Here is a 20,092-nt window from a genome sequence, read left to right as displayed (position 1 = left end):
TGCGTGCGCTCCTGGATGAAAGCTGTGGGCTATTTCCCAGTCTCGATGGCGTGGTGGTCGTAACTGATCACGCGTGTCATCTGCCACTGGCCGTCCTTATAGCGCCAGATGTTGAGGAACTTGCCAACGCCCACGCACTTGCCGGTATCGAGCTCGCAGAAGCGGTGTGAGCCAACTTCCATGGCGCCATAGTCCTTGATCGGATATACCTCGAGGGAGCCAACCAGTTCCCGGCGCACCTTGTGGCAGATGTTCCGGCGCGTGGCATCCACCACCGCGTCGCGGGATGTCATGAGGCCACCGGTGTCATGGTAGAACTCCACGTCTTCGCTGAAGTACCCGCCGAAGGTCTTCAGGTCGCAGGTGTTGTAGGCATCGAAGACCTTGGTGTCGAGCGCGGCGATGGTGTGGTTGAGGGCATCGCCGGTGGGAATGGCGTCCGCGCTCTGTGCACATGCCGTAGAAAGTACGAATAAAGGGGCAAGCAGGCAGGCCAGTCGTGCGAGCGAAGCGTTGCGCATGGGCTTTCCTTGTCTTGATGGTGATGATGGCAAAGCTACTAACCATCCCGCCGGTGGTTAAACGGACGGCCAGACGTCCCGGTCACTGGTTCAGCGGGGCCGTGGCCGTTGCGACGTTAGCAGCCTGAGTTGTTCCAGCAGGAGTGCCACAGGTACTTCCAGGCGAGGCGGCAAGGCGCGGTGAATCAGCCAGGCGATCATGTCCAGTTGGAAGTCGGTGACGGCGAGTACCTTGACCTGCTTGCGATACGGACTGGCGGCCAACAGGTCAGGGGTGACAATGCCGATGCCGGTGCCACGCGCGACGAGTGACAGTTGCAGGTCCGAGCCGAAGGCTTCGACGCCGACGTTGCAGGGCAGGCCGCGCTCTTCCATGGTTCGTCGAAGCGTGGAGCGCATGCCGCATCCGTTCTGGCTGAGCACCCACGGGAATGCGGAAAGGTCTTTGAGCGACACGCGGCCGCGCAAGCCGAGCGAGGGTGCCGCCACGATGCGTATTGGCTGGCGGTCGAAGGCGTGAGCGGTCATGGCCTGTGGTGGTGGCGAGCTTTCCGACAGCAGTACCGCGGAAACGTCCAATTGCCCTTGCTCAACCTGTTCCATCAGCCCAGGCGACCAGGACGAGTGAATGCGCAAAGTAAGACCGGGGAAGCGCAGGCGGAGCTGGTCGATGGGCCCGGCCAGGGCGCGCTCGGCGAGATACGGGGGCATGCCTAGCCGAAACTCTCCGGTGGGTTCCGTGTCGGTGCGGGCGAGCGCGAGCAGGCTCGCTTCCGCGTCCAGTAGATCGCGGCCTTTCCGGTAGATCTCCAGCCCTGCCGCGGTGGGGCGCAGTGGCTTGGATTGGCGGTTCAGCAGCTCGATGCCCAGCAGGGCCTCCAGGCTCTGTACCCGGCGTGTCACACCAGGCTGGGTAAGGTGCAACTGGGCTGCGGCCTGCACGATGGAGCCCGTGTCCACGACGGCGACGAAAGCCCTGACGTCTCGCGTATTCATGCGTGGATAGTCTCTTTCATTATGCTAAATACGCATGAAGTTTATGAATATTATTCACTGTCATCATGATCTGACTGTATTTAGCATCCATAGCCTGATGAATGGCAAGGCCTCAGGTCATGGAATATCGCTCCCATCGCCGTATCGAAATCGCTGCGGATGACGTGCAAACGGAACTCACCACGCCGCTGACGCTGCTGTTCGCGTTTGCGGTAGGCGTCATCATCATCAACCTGACGGCCGCGCAGCCGCTCGCTGGCCCCGTGGCCCGCGCCATGCACCTACCGGCCTCGCTGACCGGTCTCGTGGCCATGCTTCCGCAGTTGGGTTACGCGGTGGGCATGTTGTTCCTCGTGCCGCTTGCCGACCTGTTCGAGAATCGCCGCCTCACCACGGTCACGCTGGTGGCTTGCGCACTGGCTCTGGGTGCGGCGGCAGTGGCGCAGCAGGCATGGTGGCTGTTGCTCGCGGTGTGCGTGGCGGGCACGACGTCGTGCGCCATCCAGATACTTGTGCCGCTGGCGGCGGCCATGGCGAGGCCGGAACATCGCGGCAGTGCGGTGGGCAACGTGATGAGCGGTGTGATGCTCGGCATTCTGTTGTCGCGTCCGTTCGCCAGCCTGATTGAAGGCACGTGGGGTTGGCGCGCGTGTTACGGCCTGTTGAGCGTCTTCGATGCACTGCTCGCCGTCGCCTTGTGGTTTGCCTTGCCAACACGGCAGCCGCCCGTACATACCTCGTACCGCGGGTTGATCGCGTCCATGTGGTCACTCTGGCGTAACGAGCGGGTGTTGCGCCGGTATGCGGTGTCTGCGGCAATCCTTATGGCGGCGTTCAGTACGTTCTGGACGGGGATCGCGTTGCGCTTGGTGCAAGCGCCATTTCTGCTGGACAGTCACAACCTCGCCTGGTTTGCCCTGGCCGGTGTGGCCGGCACGGTGGTCGCACCGTTGGCGGGTAAGGCGGGTGATCGTGGCTACAGCGTGGTCGGCATGCCCATTGCCCATGTGGTGGCTACGGCTGGTTTTGTACTGGCGGGCGTGGCCGGCGCGGGATGGCTGGGGCTGGATGTTTCCAGCCATCCGCGGCTGGCGCTGGGCCTGCTGGTGGTGGCGGCCATCGTGCTGGATGCAGGTGCCGTCGGTGACCAGACACTGGGGCGGCGTGCCGTCAACATGCTCGATCCGGCAGCACGCAGCCGTCTGAATGGCCTTTTCGTCGGCGTGTTTTTTATCGGCGGTGGCGCGGGCGCCGTGGCCGCCGGCAGTGCGTGGGCCATCGCCGGCTGGACGGGCGTGTGCGTGGTCGGCCTCGGCCTGTGTGCGCTGGCTTTTGTGGGCGATGCGTTGGCACGGCGCGGCATCAGCCGCGCCGTCTGATCATCCCTGCTGCGCCCAGCGTCGCGTGGCTTCGACAAACGCCACGCAATCGGCAAAGCGGTTGTACAGCGGCGTTGGCGAAATGCGGATCACGTCCGGCTCGCGCCAGTCGCCGACAATGCCTTGCTCCATCAGGTATTCGAACAGGGCGCGGCCGCGCGCGCGGCCACCCTGCACGCGGATGGAAAGCTGCGAACCACGGCGTGCGGGGTCGCGTGGTGTCACTACTTCCAGCACATCACTCAACTGCGTCTGCACCAGCCATTCCAGATAGCCGGTAAGGCGCACCGATTTCTCGCGCAGATTCGACATGCCGGCGCGACGGAAGATCTCCAGCGACACGCGCAGCGGTGCCAACGCGAGGATGGGCGGGTTGCTGAGCTGCCAGCCATCCGCGCCATAGGTCGGCACGAACTGCGGCCCCATCTGGAAACGTGTGGTCTTGTCGTGGCCCCACCAGCCCGCGAAACGCGGCAGCGTGGTGCGCGCGTGGCGCTCATGCACGAAGGCGCCGCCGACAGCACCCGGGCCGCTGTTGAGGTACTTGTAGCTGCACCAGATGGCAAAGTCCGCGCCGGTGTCGTGCAACTGCAGTGGCAGGTTGCCCACCGCATGCGCCAGGTCAAAGCCCACCATGCACCCATGGCGATTGGCCAAGCGCGTGATGGCCGCGAGGTCGAAGGCCTGACCCGTGCGGTACTGCACGCCCGGCAGCATCACCAGGGCGATGCGCGAGCCGTGCTCGGCCAGTACGCGCTCGATGGCTTCCATGGATATCGTGCCGTTCGCTTCGTCACCTTGAAGTTCGATCAGAGACGTAGCTGGGTCGTAGCCATGGAAGCGCACTTGCGACTCCACTGCGTAGCGGTCGGTTGGGAACGAACCCGCTTCGATCAGAATGGCGTGGCGTTCCTGCGTGGGACGATAGAAGCTGACCATCATCAGGTGCAGGTTTGCGCCCAGCGTATTCATCGCGACCACTTCGGACGGCTGTGCGCCCACCACAGCGGCGAGGTCATCGCGCACAAACTCGTGGTAGTTCATCCACGGCAGACGGCCCTTGAAGTGGCCTTCCACCGCCAGCCCGGCCCAGTCGTCCAGCTCGGCGCTCAGTGCGTCGCGCACGGCGCGTGGCTGCAAGCCCAGCGAGTTGCCGCAGAAGTAGTGGCTGTCGTGGCCTTCGTGCGGAGGAATCAGGAATTCGTCGCGAAAACTGCGCAGCGGATCGGCGGCATCCTGGGCCTGCGCCCAGGCGAGGGTGGCTTCGAAGGGAGCGGACATCGGGGAGTCTCTTGCAGAAGCGTCGTGCCGATGGCGGCACGACGCGAATGAGCGGCTTACTTCAGGCGTGCGGCGATATCGCTGCAGCCTTTGTCGAACGCGTTTTGCCATGCGGCGCCAGCTTGGCTTTGCGCCGGTCGCACGCAACGCAACTGGATGGCATGGTTGTTCTTGAACCAGTACCGCTCGCTGTAGCTGTACTGCGCGCCATTTTCCTGCGCGGTGTAGACGAAGTTGTCCGCCGCGCCGCCGGTGGCTGCCTGATAGCCGGTAAGGGCTTTGGCCTTGCCCATGGCGCCAGCGACGTATTGCTGGAACTCGCCGTTGTCGTTCACCTGCTTCACCGTGACGGAAATGCGGGCAAGGCTGTTGTTGCCGTTGGGCGACGGGTCGGGCACCTGGAACACGCGCACTTCCGGGTCGCCTTCGGTTTCCATGATGCCCATCCACTGGTCGGGCGTGCTGAAGGTGACACTGCCGCCCGCCATGCTGACGTCGGAAGCCTGTGCGGCTCCACTGAGCACCAGGAGGCTGGCGATAACCGTATTGCGGAAGAAGCTCATGCCGTTTCCTGTTGGGCGTGGGGTTGGAATCGGTGCAACGGCAGCCCCAGCCATTCCAGGGCGGTGCCGTGGAAGAGTTGCGCGCAGTCAGCGTGACCGAGTTCGAGTGACTCGATACCACTGCCCGGATGCTGTTCCCCCAGCGGGAAAGGATAGTCGGTCCCCAGCATCACGCGCTCGACCCCGGTCACATCCAGAAGGTAGCGCAGGGCCTGCGGGTCGTGCACGCAGGAGTCGAAATACAGGCGCTTGAGGTACTCGCGCGGGTTGCGCGGGTTGTCGGTGGCCACCAGGTCCGGGCGCATGCGGAAGCCGTGCTCTATGCGGCCGATGGACCAGGGGAAGCTACCGCCGCCGTGGGCCAGCATCACGCGCAGCTTCGGCAGGCGCTCCAGTACGCCGCCGAACACCAGGCAGCAGCCTGCACGCGCCTGTTCGGCCGGCATGCCGACCAGCCAGGGCAACCAGTACTTGGGCATGCTGGCGGCACCCATCATGTCCCACGGGTGCACCATGATCGCGGCGCCAAGGTCGGCCGCGGCCTCGAAGAAGGGGAACAGCTCCGGCGCGTCGAGGTTCCAGTCGTTGCAGTGCGAGCCCACCTGCACGCCCTGCAGGCCTAGCTCGTCGATGCAACGCTCCAGCTCGCGTATCGCCAGATCCGGCGATTGCAGCGGCACGGTGCCGATGCCGGCATAGTGGCGCGGGTAGTCATTGCAGATCTGCGCCATCTGGTCGTTCAGGTGGCGATGCAGCTCCAGCGCCTGATAGCCCGGCGCCCAGTAGGAGAACAGCACCGGCACGGTGGAGACCACCTGCACGCTCACCCCGAAACGGGCGTAGTCGTCGATGCGCTGCTGCGGGTCAAAGGCGGAGTCCCAGACCTCCCGGAAGAACTTGCCATCTTTGTAGATGCGATGGCGCCCGTCGTTGTGGATCATCACGGGAAAGCGCTCGTCACCGAACTTGGCGGCAAGGTTCGGCCAGTCACGGGGCAGGATATGGGCGTGCGTATCGATTTTGAGCATGTTCCCGAGTGTATGCCACGGCCGGGGCGCCGTCTCGGCGCGGTGCAGCGTAATCGGGAGCGCTCAGGGTCACCCGCTCAGGGGAAGCGAGATTCCGACAGCGCTGACGGAACCGCCGCACGTGCGGCGCACGGGTGAACTACCGCCATTTGGAAGATGCAAAGCGCAAGGATTTCCCGTCATCATGGCGGGTGCCATCGCGTTCCCTTGCCGTGGGAGGCAACATGAAGTTCCTGGTCATGATCTACAACGACGACACCCTGCTCGATGCCCTGCCGGCAGGCGAGTTCGACACCATGATGCGCGGCTGTTTCGAGCATGCCGATGAACTGCGCGATCAGGGCCATCTGCTCGATTCGGTGCAGCTCGAATCCCCTGGTCAGATCAAGTCGCTGCGCATGCGCGACGAAAAAATGAGCGTGATGGATGGCCCATTCGCCGAGGCGAAGGAATACCTGGGCGGCTTCAACGTGATTGAGGCGGCGAACATGGACGAAGCCTTGCGCATCGCCTCGGAATTCCCGTGGGCGCGCACGGGGCGCATCGACGTATGGCCCATTCGGGATATCGATGCGGTGCGCCGTCGAGTGGGAGCCTGAGGCAGCGTTCCCAACGTAGCGGCGTACAAGTGCGCCGCTACAGAGGATAGGCCCGGCTTACACCGTTGCCGTGGACTTGCTGTGGCTGCGCCCCGTGATGTGCGCGAGCGTGTTCACGTTGTCTACCAGTCGGTCGCTGATGCGCGCGAGCAATTCAGCGGCCTGGCGGTCTTCAGCCATGTTCAGCAGTGCCGCGAAGGTGCGCTGCAGGCCGCGCAAATCGGGTAGATGTTCGGGCGCACGCTGCGCGCGCAAGGCGTTGGCGATGGCGTGGAGTGCGCCGGCGGCGTGGTCCACGAAGGAACACATTTCCGCCGTCTCCGGCAGGCTGTGGTGATCGTCGATCAGTGCTTCCAGCGTCATCGCCGTACGTGCGAGGCGGTTGCCGTTGGCGAAGAGCGCATTGGCCAGCTCCAGTAATGGCGCTGGCGTACCCGGCTCCGCGCGCATGCGGTCAAGCGATGCCTGCGCGTTGCTGCGTGCGGTGCGGGCTGCGGTGCGTGCCTCACGGCGACCGTCGCGACGTTCCGGGCGGGCGAGTGCGTTGAGGTAATCGGCATAGGCATCGAGCATGTCTGAGAGGGCCGCACGCGCGCGTGCACGCTCCCAGGTGGGCCAAAGCACATAGGCCAGCAAGGCCATGCCGCTGCCCAGCGCGGTGTTGATCACGCGGTCCAGTACCGCATCGCTGGAGTTCACGCCCTCGAACGACAACAGGATCACCACGGTGCCGGTGAGCGCCGCGACCGCCACGCCGTAGTGCGCTGTGGCGAGATAGCGGAAACCCATGCAGAGCACCGCCATGAGTGCGAGGTGCGCCCACGGGTCGTGCGGTGTGAAGTGCAGCAGTGCGGTGGTGAGCACCAGGCCGAGTACCGTGCCGACCACGCGTAACAGACCGAAGTTGAAGGTCGCGGCAAAATCCGGGCGCAGCACAATGGCTGCCGTCATGGGTAGCCAGTAACCATGGGGTAGGCCGAGTTCGCGTGAGACGAGCAGGGTGGCCGAGAGCGTGATGGCGGTGCGTATGGCGTGGCGAAAAGCCACCGAGTGCGGCGTCAGGTTTGCACGTAGGGTCGCGCGCGCCGAACTGCTGCGCAGCGCAGCGGGTAGCGGTGTTTCTGCGGCGGCGGCGCGCAATTCGCCACGGCTGCCGGCCCAGTTGGCATTACGCACGGCTGCGGCAAGCTGGCCCGACAGCGCGTGGATATGTGTGGCCAGGCCATCCGCATTGCCGCCATTAACGAGCAGGGCGTTCTCGCTGGCTTGCAACGTCTGCAAGGCGTGCTCGGCCTGTCGTGGCGACTCGGCTACCTCCAGCGCATCCGCGATGGCGGCAAGCACGCGCGCTGCGTCCCCGCGGAACATGGCGTGGATGGTCGGGTTGGCACGCAGCTCCGCCATGGCAACGAGTTCGAGGCGGATGCGTTCGGCCAGTTCCAACAGCACGCCGAAGGCCTCCATGGCGCGGCCGCGCGCATGGTGGCGTCCCAGCAGGGTGTGTTGCAGCGTGGTCATGGCATCGGTCAGCGCGGGTACGTCGGCGTCGTCATGCTCCTGCTGCCGCGCGAGCGACGATAGGCCGCGATACACCTCTGCCAGTGCGTGGCGCTCCGGACGGTAGCGTTGCAGCGGCCATGCCGCTACCGAAAACAGCGTAAGCAGCAATCCGCCAGCGAAGATCAACGCGGATGCGCCCAGGGCCTCACCGAATGGTCGCGGTGTGGCGGCCGTGACCACCAACAGGATCATGCTGGTCATGCCCACGCGGGCCATGTCGGCGCCGAACACCACTAGCATGCCGCCGAAGAAGCCGAAGGCGGCGGTGGCGATCAGGATAGGAATCAGTTGGTCGCCGATCAGAAAACCGATCAGTGACGCCAGTCCGGCAGCAAGCGAGGCGAGCAGCAGCCGCGTCATGCGTTGGCGATAAGGGCCCGGCTGGTCGGAGAACATGGTGTCCAACGCACCCGCGCCAATACCAAGGCCGATGCCTGGGTGGCCAGCCATGATGCCAATCGCCAGCGGCAGGACAACCGCCGCGGTGTTGCGCACGACCACGCGCACCGGCACATCCGGTCGCTTGGTGGTGAGCAGGCTGTCGACGACTGTGGCGCGCAGCGAATAACCCGTCGAAGACATGGCGCGGCAAAGCTCCTTGGTGACGCACAGATTTTGCCTCAGTCAGCCTGAAGCAAACGCGACGAATCGATAGCTCTTAGCCGGCAGGTACGCCCGCGGTGCCACCACCGGCACCTAACTGTCGTGACAGCGCGTACAGGATGCGCAAATCCTGGGCGTCCAGTGTGTCGCCGCTTACGCCTACGTCCATGCCGCGGAAGTGGTGATGGAACGAATGCACTGCGGCGGTACGGTTATCCAACGGGTAGCCGATCAGCCCCAGTGCCGCCCACGGATCGAACCCCAGTGGCGGATCGACCAGCGACCCCTGTGGCCACAGGCCGAAGCCCGCCTGCGCCAGTTGCTGCCACGGGAAGCGCGGGCCGGGATCATCCTTGCGGCCGGGGGCGAGGTCTTCGTGGCCGATGATCTGCGTGCGCGGAATACGCAGGCGGTCGGTGAGGTCGGCCAGCAGGCGCAGCAGACTGTCGATCTGCACCTGGGTAAAAGGCGAGTCGCCGTCGTTGTCCAGCTCGATGCCGATGGACGCTGAGTTCACGTCAGTGATGGTGCCCCAGCGACCGGCGCCTGCATGCCACGCGCGCGCGCTGTCCTCGACCAGTTGGTAAATGTGGCCGTCATCGCCGACCAGATAATGCGCGCTCACCGGGCCGCCGCTGTTGGCCGTGCGCAAGGTATGCAGCGCCTGCGATGCGGAATGCTCGTTGGTGAAATGGATGACGATCAGCACCGGACGGCGCGCATCGTAGTTGGGTGAGGGCACCCACTGCGCGATGGGATTGCGTACCGGCGTCGGCGCACAGGCGGAAAGCACCGTCGCGAGGCATAGGGGCATCAGCCAACGATGCACAGCGAATCGGCGGGCGTGTGGGCGCGACACGGCATTCCATCCTGGAAGGGAAGAGGCGAACGTGCCCCAGCCGGGCCATGTCGTCAAGCGAATAAAAAAGCGCCGGGTTACCCCGGCGCTTTGGTCGTTGCATCGATCGTGGCGATCAGGCGCGGCCGGCGAACTCGCCCGTCAGCGTATTCACCCACACTTTTTCTTCGTTGGTGATGTACTCGGGCACCTGGATCTCGACGCCGGTGTTGAGCTTGGCCGGCTTGGTGCGCTTGGTGGCGCTGGCGCCCTTCAGTTCGGGTGCGGTATCGACCACGGTCAGCGTCACGCTGGTCGGCACCTGCAGGCCCACTGGTGCATCGTCGATAAGCTGCACGTAGTAGCCCTCGACGTCCTCGACGATGTAGCCCGAGTTGTCGCCGACCAGTTCCGGCGAGAGCAGGTACTGGGTGTAGTCCTCTTTGTCCATGAACACGAAGACTTCGCCATCCATGTACGAGAAGTTGGCCTCGCGACGGACCAGATCCATTTCCTTGAGATCATCGTCAGCGCGCAGGCTCAGGTCGAACTTGCGGCCGCCGGGGATCGAATACATGGTGAAGCGGAAGGTGACGTTGCCGCCACGCGCAGTCGGCGAACTGCGTTCGATGTCGCGCACCTGGTAGACGGTGCCTTCGTGTTCGACCACATTGCCTTTCTTGACGTCGGAAGCTTTCATGGATGTTTGATCGTTTGATGGGTCGTTTGGTAGTCGTCATGTCAGCGCATGCCAGCAGAGGCCCTGCGTGGGGATGACGGCTGGAAAGAGTTACTTCGGCTGCAGACGCACCGCGCCGTCAAGGCGGATGGTTTCACCGTTGATGTAGCGGTTGCCAAGGATGAAACCCACCGTCGTTGCGTACTCATCCGGCTTGCCCAGGCGCGACGGGAACGGGATGGCGGCGGACAGCGACTCCTGCACCTGCGGCGGCATGCCATCCACCATCGGCGTCCAGAAGATGCCCGGGGCGATGGTCACCACGCGGATGCCGAAGCGCGACAACTCGCGCGCCATCGGCAGCGTCATGCCGACCACGCCACCCTTGGATGCGGAGTAGGCGGCCTGGCCGATCTGGCCTTCGAACGCGGCCACGGAGGCAGTGTTGATGATCACGCCGCGCTCGCCGTCTTCTCCGGCTTCGTTGTTCTGCATCAGCGCTGCGCCGGCCTTGGCGACGTTGAAGCTGCCCACCAGGTTCACCATCACCGTGGTGGCGAAGGTGTTGAGCGGCATCGGGCCTTCTTTGCCCAGCATGCGGCCCGCGCCCAGGATGCCGGCGCAGTTCACCACTACGTTGAGGCCGCCCATGGCGGCACTGGCGGCGGCGACGTTGGTCGAGACACCTTCCTCGGAGGTGACGTCCGTGCGGAAGAAGTGGCCACTCAGCGCCTTGGCGGCTTCCTGGCCCTTCTCTTCGTTCACGTCGAACAGGGCCACCTTGCCACCATTGGCGACAAGGTACTGGGCCACCGCGTGGCCGAGACCGGAGGCGCCGCCGGTAATGATCGCCTTGACCTGATTGAGCTGCATGGAGCGTCCTCGGACATGCCAAAAAGCCAATGGTAGCTGAGGAGGGGGCAGGGCCGCGCGGGCGACAGGCAGGCGCGGCCCGGAGCGTCAGGCGTTTGCGCGCTGCAGCAAGGCAACCCACTCTTGAGTCTCACGCAGTTCCGCGAACGGCGCCACGCGCAGGGGTGGGTTCTGCGGCGCTTGCAGTTCCAATTGCCACACGCCCACGTCCCACCAGGCGTCGAGCTTGTAGCCCGAGCTACGCCACACGCCGGCCGGTGTGAAGCCCATCGCCTCGTGCATGGCGACGCTGCTCTGGCCGGGCAGGGTGATCACGCCGACAGCCTGGTTGATGCCCTGCAACCGCATGGCATCGAGCAGCGTGTAGTAAAGGCGGCGGGCGATACCACGACGGCGTGCATCGGGATGGACGTAGATGGATGTTTCGGCGATCCAATCGTAGGCAGCGCGCTCGCGGAATCGGCTGGCGTAGGCGTAGGCCAGCACTCGGCCGTTCTCCTCCCAGACGATCCACGGGTACTGACGCAGGCGCGTAAGGATGCGCTCGCGCATGGCGTCGACACCCGGCAACTCGGTTTCGAACGTTTCCACGCCGTGCAGTACCGACGGCGTGTAGATGTCGTGGACGGCTGCAGCGTCGTCGCCATGGGCAATGCGGATCATTGGATGGCTTTCTCCATGCAGATGCTGCGCGGGTTGGCGCGGTGTTCGCCGAACGGTGGACAGCGACGATAACCAGCGTGCTCGTAGAGTTCCAGCGCCTCCGTCTGCGTGGTGCCGGTTTCCAGGCGAACCAACCCGCCACTGGCACGAGCGATCTCCGCTTCCAGCGCGTCCAGTAGCTGCTTGCCCAGCCCCAGGCCGCGGCAGGCCGGCAGCACGTACATGCGCTTTACTTCCACGTAACCGTCATGCCGAACGAGTGCGCCGCAGGCCACCGGCGTACCGTCGATGCGCGCGGTCAGAAAGGTGACGTTGGGCGCTTTCAGTGCTTCGGCAGTCACCGGGCGTATGTTTCCGGTGGGGTAAAGCTCAGTGAGATAGCCGTCCAGCTCACGGATCAGCGGCGAGACGTCAGGCGCGTCTGGATCGTCGATTCCGAAATGCAGCCGGGGCGCTTTCTGCATTACTCGTATTTCCAGTTGCGCCGCTTGCCAGCGGCCAGCCACTCCAGTGTAGTCGCGATGCGTTTCGTGCGCGTGGTGTTGGTCTTCGCCTCGTTGATCCACTCCACGTAATCGCGTTGTGCGCTAGGCGGAAAGGCTTCGTAGGTCTTGCGGGCGGCGTTGTGTTCCTCCTTCGCGAGCAGGGCGGCTACATCCTCGGGGAGCATCGGCGGGGGCTTGACCGCGGCTCGTGCGCGTTTGGATTTCACGCCCGCTTCGTTAAGTGCCATCGCTTTGTGGATGTACGCCACCAGGGTTTCGCTGGGCGGCAGATCCTTCAGCGACATCAGTTTGCCGAACTGACTCGTGCCTTCTACGTTTTTACGGCCGACGATGTCCTTATAACGCCAGAAGCCTAAGGAGCAGTGTTGTTTGAAAGCCGCCATCGAACAGATGGGCGAACCCTTGTAGTTGAAAAAGGGCATGCTCCATTTGATGTCCTCCTCAACCTCGGGACACACCTCGTGCACGAGGTCACGCAGATGTTCGAGGATGGGTTGGGCGAATGGCTGCGCTTCCTTGATGTAAGTGCCAACGCGGTGATCACGGACCATGGTGATTTCCTGGGATTACTCTGATCGTTTCACTAGTAGGGGCGCTATTCCATGGCCCCTCGATGGGTGCTGCACTGGCGACCGCGGAACATGTGTTTCGTTCGGGCGGAAACGTCTCGCCATAGAGATCCGTGTGCTCCTGTACCGCGATGCGCGACACACCCGAACAGTCCGCTCGCGCGGCGCCAGACCTCACACCCTACGAGCTTGCGAAGGCAGATTCCACACTTCACCGAAGGGATCAGAGCATTCTTAAATTTCGCGGAGAAAAAACCGATCGCAGCTGAAATGCCCCGTGCCGCCCATCGGTGCATCGATGACGCGAAAACCATGGCGGAGATAGAGCTCGCGCGCCGCATCCATGCCGGTGAGCGTTTCCAGATAGCAGCGATGGAAGCCATGTGCGCGTGCGGCATCCAGACAACGCAACATCATCGCGCCACCTGCACCAATGCCTCGCGCTTCGGGCAGGAAGTACATCTTGCGCAGTTCGCATACGTCGGTATCGCCGCCTTCCAACGGCGCAACGCCGCCACCACCGATCACTCGGCCGTCGCGCTCCACCACGAAGTACGCGCTGCGTGGGCGTGCATAGGCTTCGTACATGGCGTCCACCTCCGCGTCGTGGATGGCGAAGCCGGGGCCGTCGGCGCCGAATTCCGGCATGACGGCTCGGATGATGTTGGCTACAGCTGCGTTGTCGCGTGCTTCGATGGGGCGGATGCGGACGTCAGTCATGGCGTGCCCTGCGGTGTGCGGTAGATGGTGCCGTCCTTCATCACGAAGACGGGATGCTGAAGATCGTCGATGTGTGCGCTGGGATCGCCGGCGAATGCGACGAGGTCGGCACGCAGGCCGGGAGCGATGCGGCCGAAGCTATTCTGCTGGCGCAGGATGCGTGCGGCTACATCGGTGGCGGCATGCAATGCCTGCGGTGGCGTCATGCCATCGCGCACCATATTGGCGGGCTCGCGCCAGTTGTCACCATGGGTGAACACGCCCACGTCGCTGCCATTGCCGATGGTGACACCAAGCTTGAGGGCCGTGCGGAAGGCGCGCTCGGCTTCCTTCATGCGTGCTGTGGGTTCACTCTGACCAGGCACGTAGTGTTCGAAATACTGCGCGGTGGATTCCACCGCCGTCAGCGTGGGCTCGTAAGCCGTGCCGTGCTGTTTGAGCAGGCGGAAGGTCGCCTCGCTCGCCCCATAACCATGTTCGATACTGTCCACGCCGGCCTCCACCGCGAGACGCACGCCTTCGTCGCTGGAAGCATGTGCCGCCACGGGGCGGCCGGAGAGATGCGCCGTATCGACGATGGCTTTCATTTCTGCCAGCGACAGCGTGGGTTGCGTACTGCCGTCCACGCCGACGCGATAGTCGGCGTACAGCTTGATCCAGTCCGCACCGTGGCCGGCCTGTTCGCGCGTGGCGCGGATGGCTTCATCCACGCCGCTGATTTCCTGCGCGCCGCTGGGCAGATCGATGTCGGGACGGAAACCGCGCGGTCCGGGACCGTAGCTGGCGGTTGCCACGATAGCTCGGGTGGCGACGAACATGCGTGGCCCGGGAATCATGCCTTCATCGATAGCGCGCTTGACCGACACGTCGGCGTAGCCGGCACCTTCGGTGCCGAGGTCCCGCAGGGTGGTGAAGCCGGCAAGCAGGGTGGCGCGCGCATGCGCTGCGGCTTCCAGTGTGCGGTAGTCCTGCGGCTCCTTCAGTACCTGATCGTTCCACAGCGTTTCGTTGTACGGGTGCAGGAACACGTGCGAATGCAGGTCGACCAAGCCCGGCGTGAGCGTGCTGCCGGGTAGGGCGATCCGTTGCGCGCCGGCGGGTGTCTTGAGCGTGTCGACGGGACCTACGGCGGTGATCGCACCGTCATGCACCAACACGCCCCATCCAGCGTGTGCGCCGTCGCCGTCGGCGGTCCAGACGCGGTCAGGTACCAGCAGGATGTCGCCCTTGGGCGGTACGGCGGTCGCGGCGGTGACACTGGTGATGGCCAACGCTGCCAGCAGTCCCGCCCAAGTCTTGCCCCGTGTCCAGCGCATCGCGTACTCCCCGTCGTCGATACGCCCGATTGTAGGGCGTGCTCAAGGCGTAGCGGGAGCCGCACTGGCGAGCTGGCGGGCGCAGGCATTGGGGTTGACCTGCGTGGTGGTGACGCAACTGGCAAAGTCTTCGGGCAGGCGTGTGAGCAACAGCGTATCGCCCTGGCGCATGGAGAAGACAGTAATGGGTGACTTGCAGTTCACCTGGCGGGTGCCGCACGAGCCGGGCAGCACCATGTAGTGGCATTGGCCGCTGTCGCTGCGAACACAGCGGAACGTAGCCAGTTCACCGGTGATCTGGATCTTGCTGTCGATCAGATCGATGCCGTTGACGACCTCATGCGTGTCGACGTTGCGCGTCGGCTCGCAGCCGGTAAGCGACAACAACAGATAGAACAGAAGAATCAACTTTTCCATGGTGACCTCTCGTGATTCTGGGCAGCGTATGGCCGCCTACATGTTTCGGAACAACGTCATGAAGGGTTGGCTCACTACCAGCGTCTCGGGTCGCTGTTTCAGGCGCAGCGTGCCTTTGCCCGTGTCGTCGCGGACCACCGAAGCGACTGCGCGCAGGTTGACGATGGTGGAGCGGTGGATCTGCTTGAACACCGAGGGATCGAGCATGGCGGCCAGTTCACGGATGGGCTTGCGCAGCAGCGCCTCGCCCTCGGCCGTCATGGCGACGGTGTACTTGTTGTCGGCGCGGAAATACGCCACGTCGTCCACCATGATCAGTCGCGTTTCGCGGCCATTGCTGGCGGTGATCCAGGTGAGTGGTTCGGTGCGCGAGCCGGAATGAAGCATCACGTCACGCAGCAATTGGGAGAGCTGGGCTGCCTCGGCGGCCTTGGGCGCCGCCCGTGACTGCAGGCGTTGCATGGTGGCGGTAAGCCGCGTTTCGGTGATCGGCTTGAGCAGGTAATCCACCGCCCCTCGCTCAAAGGCATCAATGGCGTACTGGTCGTAGGCAGTGGTGAACACCACTTGCGTCTGCGGACTGGCTTCCGCCGCGGCGGCAGCGACTTCCAATCCGCTGAGCCCGGGCATGCGGATGTCGAGGAAGGCGATGTCCGGGTGCTGCGCATCGATGGCCTCCAATGCACTCGCGCCGTCTTCGCACTCGGCGACGATCTGCAGCTCCGGCCAGACACGGGCGAGCAGATCACGCAGGGCCGTGCGCAGCAGAACTTCGTCTTCGGCAAGGATGGCAGTGGTCACGACGCGTTATCCGGGGTGTCGGTGCGCAGGGGCACGGTGATCGTGGCGGCCACACCTTCCGGTGCGTTGCTCACGACGGAGAGCGATGCATCGGCACCGTAGATCAGGCGCAGCCGTTCGCGCACGTTCTTCAGGCCGATGCCGGTGCCGCCACCCGCTTCGTTGAAGCCGCGGCCGTCGTCCGCCACGGTGATGGCGATCGCATCGTCGTCGCGGCGCGCCAGGATCCACACGCTGCCGCCGCCGGGCTTGGGCTCCAGGCCATGCTTGATCGCGTTCTCCACCAACGTCTGCAGCATCATCGGCGGGATGGCGATGGCACGCAGTGTGTCAGGCACGTCGATCTGCAGCGAAAGGCGGGGGCCCATGCGCAGTCGCATGATCTCAAGGTAAGCGCGTGTGCGTTCCAGTTCGTCGCCGAGCGTGGACAAGGCATCGTCGCGTTGGGGCAGGGAGTGGCGCAGGTAGTGGATCAGGTGGCCCAGCATGTGGTCTGCCTGCTGCGGATCGGTGCGCGTCAGGTACTGCGCGCTGGCCAGCGTGTTGTAGAGAAAGTGCGGTTCCACCTGTGCGTGCAGCAGGTTGAGACGCGCCACCGTGCGCTCTTTCTCGTTCTCCGTCTGGCGGGCACGCATCTGCTCGTTGCGGCGTTTTTCGGCAATGCGGCGCGTGATAGCACGGGTGATGCCTTCGGCATTTTCCAGGTTGGTGCCATCATCCACGCGGAACCAGTCGCTCCACGCGCCGGCCTCGGGTTCACAGATCAGCGTGACGCTGCCGATGCCGTCGCCAGGTGTGACGGTGGCGAAGATCTGGTTGCGCAGATGGCCGAACCACTTGGACGGATCGAGCCGTCCCAACGGGTTGTGCGCGCCGTAGGGCTTGGGGCGCTGCACCTTGGCGCGGATCTGCAGGCTGTCGCGAGCGCTTTCCACGTCTTCCGTGCGCGGCAGTTCGCGGATGGCTGCGTCGAGCAGATCGAATGCCTCGCCCGCTTCGAAGGGAATCTCAATCTGGCGGCGCTGACGATTGCCCATCGTGCTGTCGTCGAGGTGGCCGGCGATCAGACGCACGCGACGCAGATGCGTGACAGCAGTGGTCACCACCATGAGCAGGGCGATGAAGATCACCAGCACGAACATTGGCGCCGTGTCGCGATAACGGAACATCGGGCTGTTGGCGAGCAGCAATGCCGCGAACAGCAACACGAAGAACCAGAACACGACGAGGCGTGCCACGAACATAAAGCTCTTCATTACGACAGCATCCTTGGTTTGGATGGGATGCGCTGAAGAATAACCAGCCCGGTCGGCGCCCGCCCGCGCTTTTCGACGAAAACACGCCCGGGGCGACGAAGCGGCCCCGGGTGGGAGTGAATACGGACAGGGGAGGGCGCGGGGAGTACCCGCGCCGGGTGGTTCAGGCGGCTGTGAGCGCGCGCGTTACCCGGCTGGCCGTTTCCTTGTGCAACTGGCCGGCTAGCCAGGCGCCGGTGGCGACCAGGATATCCAGGTCGATGCCGGTTTCCATGCCCAGCCCGTGCAGCATGTAGACCACGTCCTCGCTGGCGACGTTGCCGGTGGCGCCCTTGGCGTACGGGCAACCGCCCGTACCGGATACGGAGCTGTCCACCACGCGCACGCCTTCCTCAAGACAAGCGAGGATATTGGCCAGCGCCTGCCCGTAGGTGTCGTGGAAATGCACGGCGAGCGCAGACATGGGCACTTCCGCGGCCACGGCCTTGAGCATGGCGCGCGCCTTGGCCGGCGTGCCGACGCCAATGGTGTCGCCGAGCGACACTTCGTAGCAGCCGACCTCGTGCAGGCGGCGCGCCACGCGCACCACGTCGCTCACGGGGACTTCGCCCTGGTACGGGCAACCCAGCACGGTGGAGACGTAACCGCGCACTTTCACGCCGTCTTGCTGTGCGCGCTTCATCACTGGGAGGAAGCGTTCGATCGACTCGTCGATCGACGCGTTGATATTCTTTTGATTGAAGGCTTCCGACGCCGCAGTGAACACAGCGATCTCGGTGACGCCAACCGCGCGTGCGCGTTCGTAGCCTTGCTCGTTGGGTACCAGTACGGGGTAGCTCACGCCGGGCACCTTGCGGATACCTTGGAACACCTCGGCGGCGTCCGCCAGTTGCGGCACCCACTTGGGACTGACGAAGCTGGTGGCTTCGATGGTTTTCAGACCGGTGCTGGAAAGGCGATCGATCAACGCGATCTTCACGTTGGCGGGCAGCAGGGTTTTCTCGTTCTGCAGGCCGTCGCGTGCACCGACTTCGACGATGCGGACATGGTTGCTGGTATTCATGCCGCCGAGCATAGCGCGTTCGTGCGGCGGAAGGCGGGCGCAACGGCCCGCCTCCGTGCCCTTACTGAAGCACGTCCAGGTGCATCTGCTTGAGGTAAGGATCGTACAGCGCCTGCGCCTGGGGGGCGGTCATGCCAGTGGCCGATCGGCCGTCCTTGTCTCTGGCCTGCACCGCGAGAACGTAACGGTCCTTGAGCAGCGCCGACACGGCATCTTCACTGGGACTGATCTTGGCGCCGACATAGATGACGATCGGTTCGCCCGCAGGACCGGTTTCAATGATCGGCATATAGTCCGGACCGCCAATGACTTCCACCATTGACGGTTGCTGTTCCATCAATTTGCGGGTTTCTACGTAATTCTGCACGCTGAGTTGTGTCAAGGATCGCGTTCCGTCGGCGGCTTGCTTGAACGTCTCCGCCGTGATCCCCGATTCTTTGTCGAGCTCGGGCGGGCGCGTGTCGGTGAGCATGATTTCCACTTGCTTACCGCCATCCGTACCGTAAACGGCGCTAAGAGCGTTGAACGTGCAGTGCCAATACCAGAAGGGCAAGTCGCCGACGACGGACTTGGATGGCATCGCCTTGGTTAGCGGATTGCTTTCGCACTTGGCGGTGGATTCGGCAAGCTCGTTGGCGTTTGAGGCATCGGCCGATCCCTGGGTGTCCGCCGGCGGGCTGGCTGCCGTGGCGTGGTCGTCTGTCGGCTTGCCGCATGCGGCAACCAGCAGGGTAAAGGCCAATAGCGCCGGAAGCCGCCGCAACAGCGGCGAGCCGAGTGTCTTACGCATGGTGCATTCCTTGCTGTGCTGAAAGAACGTCGCGGTTTGCCCGCGGCGCTGGAACAAAATTACTGGACGACCAGTTCCACCCGGCGATTGTTGGCGCGGCCGGCGTCGTCGGTATTGCTGGCGACGGGTGCCAGTGAGGCGACGCTCTTGGCCGCCATGCGTGCGGCCGGCACCTTGTAGTCGGCGGCCAGTGTCTTGGCCACTGCGTCGGCGCGATGCTGGGCTAGATCAAGGTTGTGCGCGAACTGTCCCTGGTTGTCGGTGTGGCCGACGATGTACACCTTGAGCTTGGGATTGTCGTTGAGCAGCTTCCCCATCTCCGTCAGCTCGGGCTTCGACTCGGGTTTGACGTCGGCCTTGTCGGTGTCGAAGTAGATGCCGTAGAGCGCGACCTTGCCGTCACTGTTCAGGGCGTTCTGCATGCTCTTGGCATCGAGTACTTTCACCTGGCCCGTCGCCATGGGTTTGGGTTCGACGATTTCCTCGTAGACGTAGTTGGCCTTGTTGGAATCGGTGTCGTCCATCAGGTAGATGAAGGCCCACGTATCGCCGTCGGGGCCGCTGCGCTTGGCCAGCACGGCGCGTTGCTTGTCGTTGAACGAGGAGGGAAACGCCACCGGCATGACGCGGCCCGAAATCACGACGACGTTACTGAACTCGGCGCCACACGCCGGACCCTTGCAGCTGTACACGGTCTGGAACTTGCCGGCGGCGAGGGCCTGCTCGTAGTTGCGGCTGATTTCCAGCAGCGAGCGGCTGCCATCGATGCGATAGCCGATGCGCGTGACGCGACCTTCGAGCGGCATCATCTTGCCGTCTTTCGTCGTGATAGGTGCGTTGGGTAGCTCTGCTTCGTCGTAGTCGGACTGCTTGTAGCTCTTGATCTCGGCGCCGGTGAAGCGGCTCAGCAGGGGATGGTCCTTGCTGCCTGTCACGTCTTCTGCGTGACTGGCGAAGGTGGTGGTGGCAAGAAGCAGGCCGAGCAGAAGGGTCGTGCGCAACATCGTGGGTCTTCCTTGAAGTGGGACTGCCTCGTGGGCAGCGCGCCATTTGTACTCGCAAGATTCTTCG

General features: G+C 64.0%; 22 protein-coding genes. 2 read left to right on the top strand and 20 right to left on the bottom strand.

Annotated elements, in window-relative coordinates; translation table 11 throughout:
- Nucleotides 1–29: 29 nt before the first annotated feature.
- Nucleotides 30–521, bottom strand: a complete 492-nt coding sequence (locus DYST_RS08140; protein ID WP_102302453.1) for a nuclear transport factor 2 family protein — start codon at nt 519–521, stop codon at nt 30–32.
- 90 nt (nt 522–611) lie between these two features.
- Nucleotides 612–1,517 (bottom strand): LysR family transcriptional regulator, encoded by a 906-nt coding sequence (locus tag DYST_RS08135; protein ID WP_239951212.1) that lies wholly within the window; start codon nt 1,515–1,517, stop codon nt 612–614.
- A gap of 119 nt (nt 1,518–1,636) precedes the next feature.
- On the opposite strand from DYST_RS08135, the gene DYST_RS08130 reads away from it, so the two are divergent.
- On the top strand, nt 1,637–2,896 hold the full coding sequence (locus tag DYST_RS08130; RefSeq protein ID WP_239951211.1) for an MFS transporter: 1,260 nt from the start codon (nt 1,637–1,639) through the stop codon (nt 2,894–2,896).
- Here the strand turns inward: DYST_RS08130 and kynU are convergent, their stop codons facing one another.
- Genes kynU through DYST_RS08115 form a run of 3 tightly spaced genes read right to left on the bottom strand, consistent with a single transcriptional unit; the run spans nt 2,897 to nt 5,768 of the window.
- The gene (gene kynU, locus DYST_RS08125) at nt 2,897–4,177 is read right to left on the bottom strand and encodes a kynureninase (RefSeq protein WP_239951209.1); all 1,281 of its coding nucleotides are present in this window, start codon (nt 4,175–4,177) and stop codon (nt 2,897–2,899) included. It lies immediately after the preceding gene.
- A gap of 56 nt (nt 4,178–4,233) precedes the next feature.
- Nucleotides 4,234–4,740 (bottom strand): hypothetical protein, encoded by a 507-nt coding sequence (locus DYST_RS08120; protein ID WP_239951208.1) that lies wholly within the window; start codon nt 4,738–4,740, stop codon nt 4,234–4,236.
- Nucleotides 4,737–5,768, bottom strand: a complete 1,032-nt coding sequence (locus DYST_RS08115; RefSeq protein ID WP_239951206.1) for an amidohydrolase family protein — start codon at nt 5,766–5,768, stop codon at nt 4,737–4,739. Before DYST_RS08115 ends, DYST_RS08120 begins: the two co-directional genes overlap by 4 nt.
- Nucleotides 5,769–5,992: 224 nt before the next feature.
- Here DYST_RS08115 and DYST_RS08110 point away from each other — a divergent pair, with 224 nt between their 5' ends.
- Nucleotides 5,993–6,367, top strand: coding sequence for a YciI family protein (locus DYST_RS08110; RefSeq protein WP_102302605.1), 375 nt, complete (start codon nt 5,993–5,995; stop codon nt 6,365–6,367).
- Between the two features lie 57 nt (nt 6,368–6,424).
- Here the strand turns inward: DYST_RS08110 and DYST_RS08105 are convergent, their stop codons facing one another.
- The 15 genes from DYST_RS08105 to DYST_RS08035 form a co-directional block, all read right to left on the bottom strand.
- Nucleotides 6,425–8,509 carry an FUSC family protein gene (locus DYST_RS08105; RefSeq protein WP_239951204.1) on the bottom strand — a complete coding sequence of 695 codons (2,085 nt, stop codon included), beginning with the start codon at nt 8,507–8,509 and terminating at the stop codon, nt 6,425–6,427.
- 76 nt (nt 8,510–8,585) lie between these two features.
- A complete protein-coding gene (locus tag DYST_RS08100; protein ID WP_102302604.1) occupies nt 8,586–9,344 on the bottom strand; it encodes an N-acetylmuramoyl-L-alanine amidase in 759 nt (252 codons plus the stop codon).
- Between the two features lie 160 nt (nt 9,345–9,504).
- Complete coding sequence (gene efpL, locus DYST_RS08095) at nt 9,505–10,068, bottom strand: elongation factor P-like protein EfpL (RefSeq protein ID WP_102302446.1); 564 nt, start codon at nt 10,066–10,068, stop codon at nt 9,505–9,507.
- A gap of 90 nt (nt 10,069–10,158) precedes the next feature.
- Complete coding sequence (locus tag DYST_RS08090; protein WP_102302445.1) at nt 10,159–10,920, bottom strand: SDR family NAD(P)-dependent oxidoreductase; 762 nt, start codon at nt 10,918–10,920, stop codon at nt 10,159–10,161.
- Nucleotides 10,921–11,007: 87 nt separating this feature from the next.
- Nucleotides 11,008–11,583, bottom strand: coding sequence for a GNAT family N-acetyltransferase (locus DYST_RS08085; RefSeq protein ID WP_239951203.1), 576 nt, complete (start codon nt 11,581–11,583; stop codon nt 11,008–11,010).
- Nucleotides 11,580–12,047, bottom strand: a complete 468-nt coding sequence (locus DYST_RS08080) for a GNAT family N-acetyltransferase (RefSeq protein WP_239951202.1) — start codon at nt 12,045–12,047, stop codon at nt 11,580–11,582. The genes DYST_RS08085 and DYST_RS08080 overlap by 4 nt, the downstream gene beginning before the upstream one ends.
- On the bottom strand, nt 12,047–12,640 hold the full coding sequence (locus DYST_RS08075) for a YdeI/OmpD-associated family protein (RefSeq protein ID WP_239951201.1): 594 nt from the start codon (nt 12,638–12,640) through the stop codon (nt 12,047–12,049). Before DYST_RS08075 ends, DYST_RS08080 begins: the two co-directional genes overlap by 1 nt.
- 252 nt (nt 12,641–12,892) lie before the next feature.
- Nucleotides 12,893–13,378, bottom strand: coding sequence for a GNAT family N-acetyltransferase (locus DYST_RS08070; RefSeq protein WP_239951200.1), 486 nt, complete (start codon nt 13,376–13,378; stop codon nt 12,893–12,895).
- Complete coding sequence (locus DYST_RS08065) at nt 13,375–14,694, bottom strand: metal-dependent hydrolase family protein (protein WP_239951199.1); 1,320 nt, start codon at nt 14,692–14,694, stop codon at nt 13,375–13,377. The genes DYST_RS08070 and DYST_RS08065 overlap by 4 nt, the downstream gene beginning before the upstream one ends.
- 42 nt (nt 14,695–14,736) lie before the next feature.
- Nucleotides 14,737–15,111 carry a hypothetical protein gene (locus DYST_RS08060; RefSeq protein ID WP_102302439.1) on the bottom strand — a complete coding sequence of 125 codons (375 nt, stop codon included), beginning with the start codon at nt 15,109–15,111 and terminating at the stop codon, nt 14,737–14,739.
- 36 nt (nt 15,112–15,147) lie between these two features.
- Nucleotides 15,148–15,912, bottom strand: coding sequence for a LytR/AlgR family response regulator transcription factor (locus DYST_RS08055; RefSeq protein ID WP_102302438.1), 765 nt, complete (start codon nt 15,910–15,912; stop codon nt 15,148–15,150).
- On the bottom strand, nt 15,909–17,168 hold the full coding sequence (locus tag DYST_RS08050; protein ID WP_239951198.1) for a sensor histidine kinase: 1,260 nt from the start codon (nt 17,166–17,168) through the stop codon (nt 15,909–15,911). The genes DYST_RS08055 and DYST_RS08050 overlap by 4 nt, the downstream gene beginning before the upstream one ends.
- Before the next feature lie 163 nt (nt 17,169–17,331).
- A complete protein-coding gene (locus tag DYST_RS08045; RefSeq protein WP_239951197.1) occupies nt 17,332–18,231 on the bottom strand; it encodes a hydroxymethylglutaryl-CoA lyase in 900 nt (299 codons plus the stop codon).
- 61 nt (nt 18,232–18,292) lie between these two features.
- Nucleotides 18,293–19,078: a hypothetical protein gene (locus DYST_RS08040; RefSeq protein WP_239951194.1), complete on the bottom strand. Its 786-nt coding sequence runs from the start codon at nt 19,076–19,078 to the stop codon at nt 18,293–18,295.
- A 2-nt stretch (nt 19,079–19,080) separates the two neighbouring features.
- Nucleotides 19,081–20,025, bottom strand: coding sequence for an OmpA family protein (locus DYST_RS08035; RefSeq protein ID WP_239951192.1), 945 nt, complete (start codon nt 20,023–20,025; stop codon nt 19,081–19,083).
- Between the last annotated feature and the right edge of the window lie 67 nt (nt 20,026–20,092).

The organism is Dyella terrae (assembly GCF_022394535.1).
Lineage (GTDB): Bacteria > Pseudomonadota > Gammaproteobacteria > Xanthomonadales > Rhodanobacteraceae > Dyella.
The sequence above is the reverse complement of the archived record's forward strand: the minus strand, read 5'-3'. Positions and strand labels throughout refer to the sequence as shown.

What these genes read in the sequence shown, in the direction of transcription:
- DYST_RS08140 (WP_102302453.1), bottom strand. Translation starts at nt 521, where the DNA reads ATGCGCAACGCTTCGCTCGCACGACTGGCCTGCCTGCTTGCCCCTTTA.
- DYST_RS08135 (WP_239951212.1), bottom strand. Translation starts at nt 1,517, where the DNA reads ATGAATACGCGAGACGTCAGGGCTTTCGTCGCCGTCGTGGACACGGGC.
- DYST_RS08130 (WP_239951211.1), top strand. Translation starts at nt 1,637, where the DNA reads ATGGAATATCGCTCCCATCGCCGTATCGAAATCGCTGCGGATGACGTG.
- kynU (WP_239951209.1), bottom strand. Translation starts at nt 4,177, where the DNA reads ATGTCCGCTCCCTTCGAAGCCACCCTCGCCTGGGCGCAGGCCCAGGAT.
- DYST_RS08120 (WP_239951208.1), bottom strand. Translation starts at nt 4,740, where the DNA reads ATGAGCTTCTTCCGCAATACGGTTATCGCCAGCCTCCTGGTGCTCAGT.
- DYST_RS08115 (WP_239951206.1), bottom strand. Translation starts at nt 5,768, where the DNA reads ATGCTCAAAATCGATACGCACGCCCATATCCTGCCCCGTGACTGGCCG.
- DYST_RS08110 (WP_102302605.1), top strand. Translation starts at nt 5,993, where the DNA reads ATGAAGTTCCTGGTCATGATCTACAACGACGACACCCTGCTCGATGCC.
- DYST_RS08105 (WP_239951204.1), bottom strand. Translation starts at nt 8,509, where the DNA reads ATGTCTTCGACGGGTTATTCGCTGCGCGCCACAGTCGTCGACAGCCTG.
- DYST_RS08100 (WP_102302604.1), bottom strand. Translation starts at nt 9,344, where the DNA reads ATGCCCCTATGCCTCGCGACGGTGCTTTCCGCCTGTGCGCCGACGCCG.
- efpL (WP_102302446.1), bottom strand. Translation starts at nt 10,068, where the DNA reads ATGAAAGCTTCCGACGTCAAGAAAGGCAATGTGGTCGAACACGAAGGC.
- DYST_RS08090 (WP_102302445.1), bottom strand. Translation starts at nt 10,920, where the DNA reads ATGCAGCTCAATCAGGTCAAGGCGATCATTACCGGCGGCGCCTCCGGT.
- DYST_RS08085 (WP_239951203.1), bottom strand. Translation starts at nt 11,583, where the DNA reads ATGATCCGCATTGCCCATGGCGACGACGCTGCAGCCGTCCACGACATC.
- DYST_RS08080 (WP_239951202.1), bottom strand. Translation starts at nt 12,047, where the DNA reads ATGCAGAAAGCGCCCCGGCTGCATTTCGGAATCGACGATCCAGACGCG.
- DYST_RS08075 (WP_239951201.1), bottom strand. Translation starts at nt 12,640, where the DNA reads ATGGTCCGTGATCACCGCGTTGGCACTTACATCAAGGAAGCGCAGCCA.
- DYST_RS08070 (WP_239951200.1), bottom strand. Translation starts at nt 13,378, where the DNA reads ATGACTGACGTCCGCATCCGCCCCATCGAAGCACGCGACAACGCAGCT.
- DYST_RS08065 (WP_239951199.1), bottom strand. Translation starts at nt 14,694, where the DNA reads ATGCGCTGGACACGGGGCAAGACTTGGGCGGGACTGCTGGCAGCGTTG.
- DYST_RS08060 (WP_102302439.1), bottom strand. Translation starts at nt 15,111, where the DNA reads ATGGAAAAGTTGATTCTTCTGTTCTATCTGTTGTTGTCGCTTACCGGC.
- DYST_RS08050 (WP_239951198.1), bottom strand. Translation starts at nt 17,168, where the DNA reads ATGAAGAGCTTTATGTTCGTGGCACGCCTCGTCGTGTTCTGGTTCTTC.
- DYST_RS08045 (WP_239951197.1), bottom strand. Translation starts at nt 18,231, where the DNA reads ATGAATACCAGCAACCATGTCCGCATCGTCGAAGTCGGTGCACGCGAC.
- DYST_RS08035 (WP_239951192.1), bottom strand. Translation starts at nt 20,025, where the DNA reads ATGTTGCGCACGACCCTTCTGCTCGGCCTGCTTCTTGCCACCACCACC.